We start from the raw sequence: 12,125 nt of genomic DNA, 5'->3' as shown, positions 1-12,125 counted from the left end.
ATGAAGCAACGCGCCCTGCTCCTGGTCGATTTGCAAAATGATTTCTGCGCGGGCGGTGCGCTGGCCGTCGCCGAAGGTGACAGCACCGTTGACGTGGCAAACACGCTGATTGACTGGTGCAAAGCCCGCGGTGAAGCGGTTGTCGCAAGCCAGGACTGGCACCCGGCTAACCACGGCAGCTTTGCAAGCCAGCACCGCGTTGAGCCTTTCACTCAGGGTGAACTCGACGGATTGGCGCAAACCTTCTGGCCGGATCACTGCGTACAGCAGACGGAAGGCGCGGAACTGCATCCGCTCCTGAACCATAAAGCCATCGACGCGGTGTTCCATAAAGGTGAAAACCCGTCTATCGACAGCTATAGCGCGTTTTTTGATAACGGGCATCGCCAGAAAACCGCGCTGGACGCGTGGTTACGTCACCACGAAATCACGGAGCTGATTGTGCTGGGCCTGGCAACGGATTACTGCGTGAAGTTTACCGTGCTGGACGCGCTCCAGCTAGGCTATACCGTCAGCGTCATCACCGACGGCTGCCGCGGGGTGAACATTCAGCCGCAGGACAGCGCCCAGGCGTTTATGGATATGGCCTCTGAAGGGGCGACGCTGTATACGCTGGAAGACTGGCTGGAGACGCAGGCGTAATCCTTTTTAGCCGGGTGGCGCTGCGCTTACCCGGCCTACAAAACCACAGAAAGTAGGCCGGGTAAGGCGAAGCCGCCACCCGGCATTTCTTCCCCAATCCCCATAAAGTGAACTCCCTCGCATCCTCAGCGCAGCGGCAATGCTATTCTCGTCAGGCTGTTTTTTCGCCACGCCTTTTCCGTGGCGTGGTTAATTTTATTATGTCAAAGAGGAACTTGTATGAAACGTATGCCTTTGCTGGCAGCATTGCCCCTGCTGTGCGCTTCCGTTGCTTCTGCCAGTACCCTGATGTCCGTGGGCTACTTTAACGGCGGAGGTGACGTCACCGCCGGACCGGGTGGCGATATCAATAAGCTGGACGTCCGCCAAATTACCCACCTGAACTACTCGTTTGGTCTGGTCTATAACGATGAAAAAGACGAAACCAACGCCGCGCTGAAAGATCCGGCGAAGCTGCATCAGATCTGGCTGTCACCCAAAGTCGCCTCCGACCTCGCATTAATCCCGATCCTGCGTAAGCAAAATCCACATCTCAAAGTCCTGCTCTCCGTTGGCGGCTGGGGCGCCCGTGGCTTCTCCGGCGCGGCGGCCACCACAGAGAGTCGCGCGGTGTTTATCCGATCCGCGCAGGAGATTGTCGACAAATACGGCCTGGACGGGATCGATCTCGACTGGGAGTACCCGGTGAACGGTGCCTGGGGGCTGGTTGCAAGCAAGCCCGCCGATCGGGATAACTTCACCGCCCTGCTGAAAGAGTTGCGCGCCGCCTTCGGGCACAAAAAGCTGGTGACCATAGCGGTGGGCGCCAATGCGGAAAGTCCGAAAAGCTGGGTGGATGTGAAAGCCATCGCTCCCCTACTCGACTACATCAACCTGATGACCTACGACATGGCGTACGGTACGCAGTACTTCAACGCCAACCTGTATGACTCCAGCGCCTGGCCGACGGTGGCCGCCGCGGACAAATACAGCGTGGATTTTGTGGTGAACAACTATCTGGCCGCCGGGCTGAAGCCGCAGCAGATGAACCTCGGAATCGGTTTCTATGGCCGCGTGCCAAAACGTGCGGTGGAGCCGGGCATTGACTGGACCAAAACCGACGCGCAAAAAAATCCGGTCACCCAGCCCTACTTCGGTTCCCAGGAGATTGAGTTGTTCAGATCGCTCGGCTATGACCTGACCAAAGATACCTACGTGAAGTACAACGATATCGTGAAGAAGCTGCTGAACGATCCGCAGAAGCGTTTTACCGAGCACTGGGATGAACAGGCGAAAGTCCCGTGGCTGTCGGTGAAAGGTGCCGACGGCAACGCGCTGTTTGCGATTTCGTATGAGAACCCGCGTTCCGTTGCGATCAAAGCGGACTACATCAAAGAGAAAGGTCTCGCCGGGGCAATGTTCTGGGAGTACGGCGCGGATGACGAAAACCGGCTAGCGAAGCAGCTGGCGGAGTCGCTCGGGATCCCGCACAAGTAATGAAGCAATCAAACCCTCTCCCTGTGGGAGAGGGTTTGATGAGGCCATCAACCCGCGCCGTTATTGCATTTTTATCGTCGCAATCGGCTTCGGCGTGATGCCGAAGTCCTCTTTCAGCTCGCGCTTGCTCTTCATCACCATCTGGCCCTGGGTGTCGATCGTCATGTGCTGCGCGTCGGTATTATTGCGCGCCTGCCACAGCATCACCAGCTGCAGGCTGTTCTCTTTTTGCTCCGGCGTCAGCGCAACGCCATCGGGCCATTTTCCCAGCTCGACGGCGGTCACCAGACGCTGATAAATCTCCGGCGTCATGCCGCTAATCATGTCATCAATATTCACAATCGCGCCCTTTCAAAGGAATAATTTGCTGAATCGTTTTTTCAACCCTTAACCTGATCACCGTTTTCGTCGTCAGTGAAGCTCATTGAGGCCGAATTGACGCAGAAGCGCTCACCCGTTGGCTGAGGGCCATCCGGGAAGACGTGTCCAAGGTGCGCATCGCAGTTACCGCAGCGAATTTCCGTGCGCACCATACCGTGCGACGAGTCGGTCAGGTAGCGGATTGCCTCATCGCTCACCGGCTCGTAAAAGCTCGGCCAGCCGCAGCCAGAATCAAATTTCGTTTGTGAATTGAACAGGGGGGCATCACAGACCAGGCAGTGGTAGACGCCGTCTCGCTTGTTGTGCAGTAAACGCCCAGTGAACGGCGGCTCCGTTCCGTGATTCTGCGTCACGTAAAACTGCATTTCTGTGAGGTTTTTTTTCAAATCGTCAGGGTTACGTTGGTTCGACATATGCTTACATCTCGCTGTAGAAACAGACATCTTTTAACCCGGATTCTAACAAAACATTAACACCCTTGCGTGCACTTTTGTTCTAAACTTATGTGTCGCGAAAAGGCGGTCAGGCAATTGTGATCATGTTCACATTTTTATCCTGCGAGGACTTTAAAATTCCGGGCGCAGCCCCCATGTGGTTGCAAGCTCAAAGGGAAAGTGAGGCGAGTCAGTCGCACAAACGTTAGTCACAGGATTGATTTGTCGCAATGATTGACACGATTCCGCTTGACGCTGCGTAAGGTTTTTGTAATTTTACAGGCAACCTTTTATTCACTAACAAATAGCTGGTGGAATATATGACTATCAAAGTAGGTATCAACGGTTTTGGCCGTATCGGCCGTATTGTTTTCCGTGCTGCTCAGAAACGTTCTGACATCGAAATCGTTGGTATCAACGATCTCCTGGACGCTGAATACATGGCGTACATGCTGAAGTACGACTCAACTCACGGTCGTTTCGACGGCACCGTTGAAGTGAAAGACGGCCACCTGGTTGTTAACGGCAAAACCATCCGCGTTACTGCTGAGAAAGACCCAGCTAACCTGAAATGGAACGAAATCGGTGTTGACGTTGTAGCTGAAGCTACCGGTATCTTCCTGACCGACGAAACCGCGCGTAAACACATCACCGCTGGTGCGAAAAAAGTTGTTCTGACTGGTCCTTCCAAAGACAACACCCCAATGTTCGTTCGCGGTGCAAACTTCGAAACCTACGCTGGCCAGGACATCGTTTCCAACGCATCCTGCACCACCAACTGCCTGGCACCGCTGGCTAAAGTTATCAACGACAACTTCGGCATCGTTGAAGGTCTGATGACTACCGTTCACGCGACCACCGCTACTCAGAAAACCGTTGATGGCCCGTCTCACAAAGACTGGCGCGGCGGCCGTGGCGCGGCTCAGAACATCATCCCATCCTCTACCGGTGCTGCTAAAGCAGTAGGTAAAGTACTGCCAGAACTGAATGGCAAACTGACTGGTATGGCGTTCCGCGTTCCAACTCCTAACGTATCCGTTGTTGACCTGACCGTTCGTCTGGAAAAAGCTGCTTCTTATGAAGAAATTAAGAAAGCAATCAAAGCTGCTTCCGAAGGCGCAATGAAAGGCGTTCTGGGCTACACCGAAGACGACGTTGTATCTACCGATTTCAACGGCGAAGTGTGCACTTCCGTGTTCGATGCTAAAGCAGGTATCGCACTGAACGACAACTTCGTTAAACTGGTATCCTGGTACGACAACGAAACCGGCTACTCTAACAAAGTACTGGACCTGATCGCTCACATCTCCAAATAAGTTGAGATGAGTGTTTGATCCAAAAAGGCGACTTCGGTCGCCTTTTTTATTGTTTTTAGACAGAGGATTGCTTAATGATTAATAAAATTTTTGCACTTCCGGTAGTCGAACAACTTACCCCTGTGCTCTCCCGCCGTCAGATTGACGGTGCCGACGTTATCGTCGTTGACCATCCACGCGTGAAAGCCTCCGTGGCGCTGAACGGCGCTCACCTGCTCTCCTGGAAACCGGAAGGTGAAGCCGAAGGTTTATGGCTGAGCGATGCGACCTCTTTCAAAAAAGGGGCGGCGATCCGCGGTGGCGTACCGATCTGCTGGCCGTGGTTCGGCCCTTCCGCACAGCAGGGTTTGCCTTCTCACGGGTTTGCACGTAACCAGCAGTGGACCCTGAAAGCGCATAATGAAGATGAAAACGGCGCAGTGCTGACCTTTGAGCTGCAGGCGAATGACGAAACACGCGCCCTCTGGCCGCACGATTTCACCCTGTACGCCCGCTTTAAGTTGAGCAAAACCTGCGAAATCGAACTGGAAGCCCACGGTGAGTTCGAAACCACCGCGGCCCTGCACACCTACTTCAACGTGGGTGATATCAGCGCAGTGAAGGTGAGCGGCCTTGGCGATACCTTTATCGACAAAGTGGATAACGCTAAAGAAGGGAAGCTGAGCGACGGGGTACAAACGTTCCCTGACCGTACCGATCGCGTCTATCTGCACCCTGAAGCCTGCAGCGTGATCCACGACGGTGCCCTGAACCGTGGAATTGAAGTGGTTCATCATCATCACAGCGACGTGGTGGGCTGGAACCCGGGTCCGGCACTTTCTGTCAGCATGGCCGACATGACGGATGAGGGTTATAAAACGTTTGTCTGCGTGGAAACCGCCTGCGTGAGTACCCCGCAAAAAGCGAGCGACGAAAAACCGTCTCGTTTAGGACAGACGATTAAAATCGTGAAGCGCTGAGGCATTTCGCCTCCCCTGCTTCACTGCACCATACCAAAGCAAACGGGGCGCAAGCGCCCCGTTTTGATGCACTGAGTGCACGATTTAAGTGCGCAATCAGAACTTGTAGGTCACACCGACAGAGAAAATGCCTGCCCAGGATTTATCGACCATCGGGCTGTCTTTCACTTCATCGCTCAGGCGCTCATAGCGACCGGTACCGTATACGCTCCAGTCACCGAGGAAGTTGTAGCTCGCGGTCAGCTCAAGGTAGGGATCCCAGCCGTCATCAGCGCTATAGCTTTTCAGACCACTGCGGCGAGACTCGTTTTTAGACACGCCGTAATAGTAGTCGTTGTAGTTCTCGCTGTTGTACTGCACACCGATACCTGGCGTCAGGGTCAATGCACCGTTGGTGTAGCGATATAACCACGCCAAATCCCAGATAAAGCCGTTGCTGTTATCCAGCGTATCACCCGCAAGGGCCGTACGCAGGAAGCCATACTGAGTGTTATGCACATATGAGAGACCGGCCATCATGGTGCTTTTACGCTTGTCGAGCTGGCGAAGCGCGTGGCTGTCGCTGTCTCCCGGCTTGAAGTGCGTTGGGTCGTAGTAGGCCATGATGGAGAGCTTATCGGCCGTATCGTTCCAGAGATAGTAGCCGCCGCCTAAGCCGCGGAACCAGAAGTTATCGCCTTCATAGGTGACAACCGGAACGGGATAAACATCACGGTCATACTGCTTGTACGGGCTGTTGATCACACCAGCGCCCGCGCCAACCGTCCACTGACTTTCCGCCTGTGCGGTGCTCACTGCGGTCGCGGCAAGGATGCCCAATGCCAGAAGTTTGAGTTTGGTCACAATCCATTCTTTCCTGTAGTCAAATAATCAGCGGATGAAGTGTAACCGCCATTCCCGTACATCCCAAAATTTTTTGCCTGCTAATCAGTCTGATTAACCCCTTATCTTTAACTTTTCAGATGACAGCCCGCTTTCATTTATATGACCACCGCATGAAAAAGGGGCTTTTGTCTTAGAACCACAGTGGAAATTTTTGGATGAGTTATTGATATGTCATTGAAAGTAGATTTTATCGGCATGCAAGTTTTGCAAATGCCATCTACGCTTTAATTTAAGAAGAGTTTTCCTGAACACCCTGCGGTTCTTAGCGTCTGACCTGGCACACAGGTTGCTGCTCTGGCAGTGAGGTGCGAGAGATTCTCTTCCGGGAGCCTCCACTACTCATACGAACGGCTCTTATCCTGTGCTAAAAAACGAAAGGACGGCATGCCATGAATATATTCGATCACTATCGCCAGCGCTATGAAGCTGCCAAGGACGAAGAGTTCACACTGCAGGAGTTTCTTACCATCTGTCGGCAAGATCGCAGTGCCTATGCCAATGCGGCAGAACGGCTATTGATGGCTATTGGTGAGCCAAACATGGTTGATACTGCCCTGGAACCCCGGCTTTCCCGTCTCTTTTCGAATCGGGTAGTCGCCCGATACCCGGCGTTTGAAGAGTTCTATGGTATGGAAGATGCCATTGAACAGATAGTCTCCTATCTGAAGCATGCCGCTCAGGGTCTGGAAGAGAAGAAACAGATCCTCTATTTACTCGGCCCGGTGGGTGGCGGTAAATCGTCTCTGGCTGAACGCCTGAAGTCGCTGATGCAGCGCGTCCCTATCTATGTGCTGAGCGCTAACGGCGAGCGCAGCCCGGTGAACGACCATCCGCTGTGCCTGTTTAATCCGCAGGAAGATGCGCAAATTCTGGATAAAGAGTATGGCATCCCGCGTCGCTATCTCGGCACCATCATGTCACCGTGGGCGGCGAAACGCCTGCACGAGTTTGGTGGCGACATCACCAAGTTCCGCGTTGTGAAAGTCTGGCCATCCATTCTCGAACAGATCGCCATCGCCAAAACCGAACCCGGTGATGAGAACAACCAGGACATCTCGGCTCTGGTGGGTAAAGTCGACATCCGTAAGCTGGAAAACTTCGCGCAGAATGACCCGGATGCCTACGGTTACTCCGGCGCGCTGTGCCGCGCTAACCAGGGGATTATGGAATTCGTCGAGATGTTTAAAGCACCAATCAAAGTGCTACATCCCCTGCTGACGGCGACCCAGGAAGGCAACTACAACGGGACGGAAGGTATCTCCGCCCTGCCGTTTAACGGAATTATTCTCGCTCACTCGAATGAATCCGAATGGGTGACCTTCCGTAATAACAAAAACAATGAGGCCTTCCTTGACCGTGTTTACATCGTCAAAGTGCCTTATTGCCTGCGGATCTCCGAAGAGATCAAAATTTACGAGAAACTGCTTAACCACAGTGAGCTGGTGCATGCTCCGTGCGCGCCGGGCACCCTGGAAACGCTGTCCCGCTTCTCCATCCTTTCGCGTCTGAAAGAGCCGGAAAACTCCAGCATCTACTCGAAAATGCGCGTCTATGACGGTGAGAGCCTGAAGGACACCGACCCGAAAGCGAAGTCGTATCAGGAATATCGCGACTACGCCGGGGTCGATGAAGGGATGAACGGCCTGTCCACGCGTTTCGCGTTTAAGATCCTCTCCCGGGTCTTTAACTTCGACCACGCGGAAGTGGCGGCCAACCCGGTTCACCTGTTCTACGTGCTGGAGCAACAAATCGAACGCGAGCAGTTCCCGCAGGAGCAGGCTGAACGCTACCTTGAGTTCCTGAAAGGTTACCTGATCCCGAAATACGCCGAGTTCATTGGCAAAGAGATCCAGACGGCCTACCTTGAATCCTATTCAGAATACGGGCAGAACATTTTCGACCGTTACGTCACCTATGCTGACTTCTGGATCCAGGATCAGGAGTACCGCGACCCGGATACCGGCCAGCTGTTTGACCGTGAATCCCTGAACGCCGAGCTGGAGAAAATCGAGAAGCCTGCCGGGATCAGCAACCCGAAAGACTTCCGTAACGAGATTGTGAACTTTGTCCTGCGCGCCAGAGCGCACAACAACGGGCGCAATCCAAACTGGACCAGCTACGAGAAGCTGCGCACGGTCATTGAGAAAAAAATGTTCTCCAATACCGAAGAGCTGTTGCCGGTGATTTCGTTTAACACCAAAACCTCAACCGATGAACAGAAAAAGCACGACGATTTTGTCGACCGTATGATGGAAAAAGGCTACACCCGCAAGCAGGTTCGCCTGCTCTGCGAATGGTATCTGCGCGTGCGTAAATCGTCTTAAAACAAGTGCCCGACAGCGTTTAGCACCTGCCGGGCCTACAAAATGCAAGTTGGCAAATGCAGTACGGGGGGTATATGACCTGGTTTATTGACCGGCGTCTTAACGGCAAAAACAAGAGCACGGTGAACCGCCAGCGCTTCTTGCGTCGTTATAAAGCGCAAATTAAACAGTCTATCTCCGAGGCCATCAACAAACGCTCGGTGACCGACGTCGACAGCGGCGAATCTGTCTCCATCCCCACCGATGACATCAGCGAACCGATGTTTCATCAGGGGCGAGGCGGCCTTCGCCATCGCGTACATCCAGGTAATGACCACTTCGTTCAGAACGACAGAATTGAGCGTCCTCAGGGCGGCGGCGGTGGTTCAGGAAGCGGTCAGGGACAGGCCAGCCAGGACGGTGAGGGCCAGGACGAATTTGTCTTCCAGATCTCGAAAGACGAATATCTCGACCTGCTGTTTGAAGATCTGGCGCTGCCGAATCTGAAAAAGAATCAGCATCGCCAGCTTAATGAATATAAAACCCACCGCGCGGGCTATACCGCCAACGGCGTGCCCGCCAATATCAGCGTCGTGCGTTCGTTGCAGAATTCGCTGGCGCGGCGCACGGCCATGACGGCAGGGAAACGTCGTGAACTGCGCGAGCTGGAGAGCAATCTGAAGGTCGTGGAAAACACGGAGCCGGCGCAACTGCTGGAAGAGGAGCGCCTGCGTAAGGAGATCGCGGAGCTGCGGGCGAAGATTGAACGGGTCCCGTTTATCGACACCTTCGACCTGCGCTACAAGAACTACGAAAAACGTCCGGAACCCTCCAGCCAGGCGGTGATGTTCTGCCTGATGGACGTCTCCGGCTCAATGGACCAGGCCACCAAAGACATGGCGAAGCGTTTTTATATTCTGCTCTATCTGTTCCTGAGCAGAACCTATAAGAACGTCGAGGTGGTCTATATTCGCCACCATACGCAGGCTAAAGAGGTGGATGAACACGAGTTCTTCTACTCGCAGGAGACCGGGGGCACCATCGTCTCCAGCGCGCTGAAGCTGATGGATGAAGTGGTAAAAGAGCGTTACGACCCGGCGCAGTGGAACATTTATGCCGCGCAGGCGTCGGATGGCGACAACTGGGCTGATGACTCACCGCTGTGTCACGACATTCTGGCGAAGAAAATTCTGCCGGTGGTGCGTTACTACAGCTATATCGAAATCACCCGTCGCGCGCACCAGACCCTGTGGCGGGAGTATGAACATCTGCAGTCGATGTTTGATAATTTTGCCATGCAGCATATCCGTGACCAGGATGATATTTATCCCGTGTTCAGGGAGCTGTTCCACAAGCAGTCTGCGACCAGCAACGCATAATCCAACAGCCAGCGAACTCGCTGGCTGTTCTCTTTCGACCCCGTACATCCCGTGGTAATGTAGAACGCTGCATACTGGATTATCACCGGGAAAATCGTTATGACTGATGACGTTATTGGGGCGGGAACCCACCAGCAACTGATCGCCTTACTCACCGAGCAGGGCGCGCGTTTTCGCGTCATGGAGCACGAGGCGGTCGGGAAATGTGAAGCGGTAAGCGAAATTCGCGGAACCGATCTGCGGCAAGGCGCAAAAGCCCTGGTCTGCAAGGTGAAGGGAAATGGCGTAAAAAAACACGTGCTGGCGATCCTGGCCGCCGATCTGCAGGCCGATCTCAGCCAGCTTGCCGGTCATTTTGGCGGCCTAAAAGCCTCACTCGCCAGCCCGGCCGAAGTCGATGCCCTGACCGCCTGCGTTTTCGGCGCTATCCCGCCCTTTAGCTTCCATCCTGATTTGGCGCTGGTCGCCGACCCGCTGCTGTTCGAGCGTTTTGACGAAATCGCGTTTAACGCCGGCCTGCTGGAAAAATCCGTGATTATGGATACCCAGGACTACCTGCGCATTGCCCGTCCTGAACTGGTGACGTTCCATAAAGGATAGTCATAACGGCTGGCAAAACGGTCAGCCATTTTTTTCCAGAAAAAGCACCGACGCGATAAGAATTACGGCTATCGTCAAAAATGATGAAGAGATAATCAGCGTTTCAATAAACATTTGATCGTTCATGATGCGATCCCTTTTACCCCGTTTAGCCTTTTTTACCCCCTTAGGATGACAATAAAATGACAGCTACGGGTCAGAAAGGTGAATACGGCGAGGCTGAAACGATTCGTATGAAATAAATATCACCGCTGCAAAAATAGCTTTCATTCTCACCATTATGTTACCGGTATCACGAAAAGGTGTTTCCGTAACGTCATTGCCAAATCTCGCAATTGTTAACGACCGTGGCGTGGTTAAACATGCTAATCAGCACGTCTCATAAATAAGCCTTACACGAGCCAGGTGATTAACATGACCGATAAGATTACCCGCAAAGAAAAAATCAGCTATGGGCTGGGAGATATGGCCAGCCATATTGGGCTGGATAACGTCATTATATTTTTAACGTTTTATTATACGGACGTTGTGGGATTACCGGCAGCATTTGTGGGGACGATGTTCCTGCTGGCCCGAACCGCGGACGCGATTATCGACCCGGCGATGGGCTATATTGCCGACCGCACCCGCACGCGCTGGGGAAAATTCCGACCGTGGATGCTGTGGCTGGCGCTGCCGTTTGGCGCAAGCTGCCTGCTCACCTACGCCGTGCCGGAATATCTCGATCTGCACGGTAAGATGATCTTCGCCACCGTCAGCTACACGTTGATGATGATCATGTACACCGCAATCAATATTCCCTACTGCTCAATGGGCGCGGTAATAACCCCTGATAACGACGCGCGTATTTCCCTGCAGTCATATCGTTTTTTCCTGGCGACGCTCGGCGGCGCGCTCTCGACGTTCTTCATGATGCCGCTGGCAGAGTTTTTAGGGGGTGACGATAAATTACTGGGCTACCGCTGGGCAATGGCGATTATGGCTACGGTCGCCGTGATTATGTTCTGGATCTGTTTTGCCAATACCCGGGAGCGAATTAAAGCCCCCGCCACGCATAATAATTATCTGGCGGAGCTACGGGATTTATTACGGAATGACCAGTGGCGCGTTGTCGCGGTGCTGGTATTAACCAATATTGGTTTTGGGGTTATTCGACTCGGCGCAATGATGTATTTCGTCACCTATTATCTCGGCAGCGCCAGCTATTTTATGTGGATGCTGGGAGCGCATATTCTGGGAAAAGCCGCCGGCAGCGCGCTGGCAAAACGTCTTACGCACAGTTACAGCAAAGTGCAGATGTTTGGCTACTGCTCCGTCCTGGCGGGCGTGCTCAGCATTGCGCTGTTCTTCGCGCCGAAATCTGTCTTCCTTCTGGTTCCCCTGACCTTCATCGTCTCCACGCTCTATCAGGCCACCACCACGCTAATGTGGGTGATGATGGCGGACGTCGCCGACTACGGCGAATGGAAGCAGGGTAAACGCATGGACGGCGTGATCTTCTCGACGTTCCTGGCCGTGCTCAAGCTGGGCATGGCGATCAGCGGGGCCATTGTTGGCTGGACGCTGGGATCCAGCGGCTATGTGCCAAACGCCCCGGAGCAAACGGCTACCGCGATGTACTGCATTATCGCCCTCTTTACCATCGTTCCTGGCGCGCTGTCGCTCTGCGCGTTCGCCACACTGCGCTGGTACAAACTCGATGACAGCACGATGAAATCCATCCATCTTGCCAAACACAGTGTTTAAAAGG

General features: G+C 53.6%; 12 protein-coding genes. 8 read left to right on the top strand and 4 right to left on the bottom strand.

Going from position 1 to position 12,125, the window contains the following annotated elements:
• Window positions 1-642, top strand: a complete 642-nt coding sequence (pncA, locus tag ACWHWP_RS09085; RefSeq protein ID WP_063955949.1) for a bifunctional nicotinamidase/pyrazinamidase — start codon at window positions 1-3, stop codon at window positions 640-642.
• 219 nt (window positions 643-861) lie between these two features.
• Complete coding sequence (locus tag ACWHWP_RS09080) at window positions 862-2,118, top strand: glycoside hydrolase family 18 protein (protein ID WP_447855431.1); 1,257 nt, start codon at window positions 862-864, stop codon at window positions 2,116-2,118.
• A 60-nt stretch (window positions 2,119-2,178) separates the two neighbouring features.
• On the opposite strand, the gene ACWHWP_RS09075 is transcribed toward ACWHWP_RS09080, so the two are convergent.
• The gene (locus ACWHWP_RS09075; protein ID WP_286037502.1) at window positions 2,179-2,442 is read right to left on the bottom strand and encodes a YeaC family protein; all 264 of its coding nucleotides are present in this window, start codon (window positions 2,440-2,442) and stop codon (window positions 2,179-2,181) included.
• 56 nt (window positions 2,443-2,498) lie between these two features.
• Window positions 2,499-2,912, bottom strand: coding sequence for a peptide-methionine (R)-S-oxide reductase MsrB (gene msrB, locus ACWHWP_RS09070; protein WP_029739831.1), 414 nt, complete (start codon window positions 2,910-2,912; stop codon window positions 2,499-2,501).
• A 341-nt stretch (window positions 2,913-3,253) separates the two neighbouring features.
• On the opposite strand from msrB, the gene gapA reads away from it, so the two are divergent.
• A complete protein-coding gene (gene gapA, locus ACWHWP_RS09065) occupies window positions 3,254-4,249 on the top strand; it encodes a glyceraldehyde-3-phosphate dehydrogenase (protein ID WP_020884442.1) in 996 nt (331 codons plus the stop codon).
• A gap of 74 nt (window positions 4,250-4,323) precedes the next feature.
• Complete coding sequence (locus tag ACWHWP_RS09060) at window positions 4,324-5,208, top strand: D-hexose-6-phosphate mutarotase (RefSeq protein ID WP_047348907.1); 885 nt, start codon at window positions 4,324-4,326, stop codon at window positions 5,206-5,208.
• Between the two features lie 96 nt (window positions 5,209-5,304).
• On the opposite strand, the gene ACWHWP_RS09055 is transcribed toward ACWHWP_RS09060, so the two are convergent.
• Window positions 5,305-6,051, bottom strand: coding sequence for a MipA/OmpV family protein (locus ACWHWP_RS09055; protein WP_047348908.1), 747 nt, complete (start codon window positions 6,049-6,051; stop codon window positions 5,305-5,307).
• A gap of 431 nt (window positions 6,052-6,482) precedes the next feature.
• On the opposite strand from ACWHWP_RS09055, the gene yeaG reads away from it, so the two are divergent.
• The 3 genes from yeaG to ACWHWP_RS09040 all read left to right on the top strand — a co-directional run bounded on the left by yeaG (window position 6,483) and on the right by ACWHWP_RS09040 (window position 10,375).
• Entirely contained in the window at window positions 6,483-8,417 is a 1,935-nt protein-coding gene (gene yeaG, locus ACWHWP_RS09050) for a protein kinase YeaG (protein ID WP_047348909.1), read from the top strand.
• A 74-nt stretch (window positions 8,418-8,491) separates the two neighbouring features.
• Window positions 8,492-9,775 (top strand): YeaH/YhbH family protein, encoded by a 1,284-nt coding sequence (locus ACWHWP_RS09045; protein WP_059310993.1) that lies wholly within the window; start codon window positions 8,492-8,494, stop codon window positions 9,773-9,775.
• 99 nt (window positions 9,776-9,874) lie between these two features.
• On the top strand, window positions 9,875-10,375 hold the full coding sequence (locus ACWHWP_RS09040) for a YbaK/prolyl-tRNA synthetase associated domain-containing protein (RefSeq protein WP_063432110.1): 501 nt from the start codon (window positions 9,875-9,877) through the stop codon (window positions 10,373-10,375).
• 21 nt (window positions 10,376-10,396) lie between these two features.
• On the opposite strand, the gene yoaI is transcribed toward ACWHWP_RS09040, so the two are convergent.
• Window positions 10,397-10,501 (bottom strand): small membrane protein YoaI, encoded by a 105-nt coding sequence (yoaI, locus tag ACWHWP_RS09035; protein WP_235836409.1) that lies wholly within the window; start codon window positions 10,499-10,501, stop codon window positions 10,397-10,399.
• 288 nt (window positions 10,502-10,789) lie between these two features.
• Between yoaI and ACWHWP_RS09030 the strand changes: the two genes are divergently transcribed.
• The gene (locus tag ACWHWP_RS09030) at window positions 10,790-12,121 is read left to right on the top strand and encodes a glycoside-pentoside-hexuronide (GPH):cation symporter (protein WP_447855429.1); all 1,332 of its coding nucleotides are present in this window, start codon (window positions 10,790-10,792) and stop codon (window positions 12,119-12,121) included.
• The last annotated feature ends 4 nt before the right edge of the window (window positions 12,122-12,125 follow it).

Source organism: Enterobacter sp. WI-ESBL-E8 (assembly GCF_053364895.1).
The sequence above is the reverse complement of the archived record's forward strand: the minus strand, read 5'-3'. Positions and strand labels throughout refer to the sequence as shown.

Coding starts and splice junctions, on each gene's coding strand:
- ACWHWP_RS09040 (WP_063432110.1), top strand. CDS start 9,875: ATGACTGATGACGTTATTGGGGCGGGAACCCACCAGCAACTGATCGCC.
- ACWHWP_RS09080 (WP_447855431.1), top strand. CDS start 862: ATGAAACGTATGCCTTTGCTGGCAGCATTGCCCCTGCTGTGCGCTTCC.
- yeaG (WP_047348909.1), top strand. CDS start 6,483: ATGAATATATTCGATCACTATCGCCAGCGCTATGAAGCTGCCAAGGAC.
- ACWHWP_RS09060 (WP_047348907.1), top strand. CDS start 4,324: ATGATTAATAAAATTTTTGCACTTCCGGTAGTCGAACAACTTACCCCT.
- ACWHWP_RS09030 (WP_447855429.1), top strand. CDS start 10,790: ATGACCGATAAGATTACCCGCAAAGAAAAAATCAGCTATGGGCTGGGA.
- ACWHWP_RS09045 (WP_059310993.1), top strand. CDS start 8,492: ATGACCTGGTTTATTGACCGGCGTCTTAACGGCAAAAACAAGAGCACG.
- msrB (WP_029739831.1), bottom strand. CDS start 2,912: ATGTCGAACCAACGTAACCCTGACGATTTGAAAAAAAACCTCACAGAA.
- pncA (WP_063955949.1), top strand. CDS start 1: ATGAAGCAACGCGCCCTGCTCCTGGTCGATTTGCAAAATGATTTCTGC.
- yoaI (WP_235836409.1), bottom strand. CDS start 10,501: ATGAACGATCAAATGTTTATTGAAACGCTGATTATCTCTTCATCATTT.
- gapA (WP_020884442.1), top strand. CDS start 3,254: ATGACTATCAAAGTAGGTATCAACGGTTTTGGCCGTATCGGCCGTATT.
- ACWHWP_RS09075 (WP_286037502.1), bottom strand. CDS start 2,442: ATGATTAGCGGCATGACGCCGGAGATTTATCAGCGTCTGGTGACCGCC.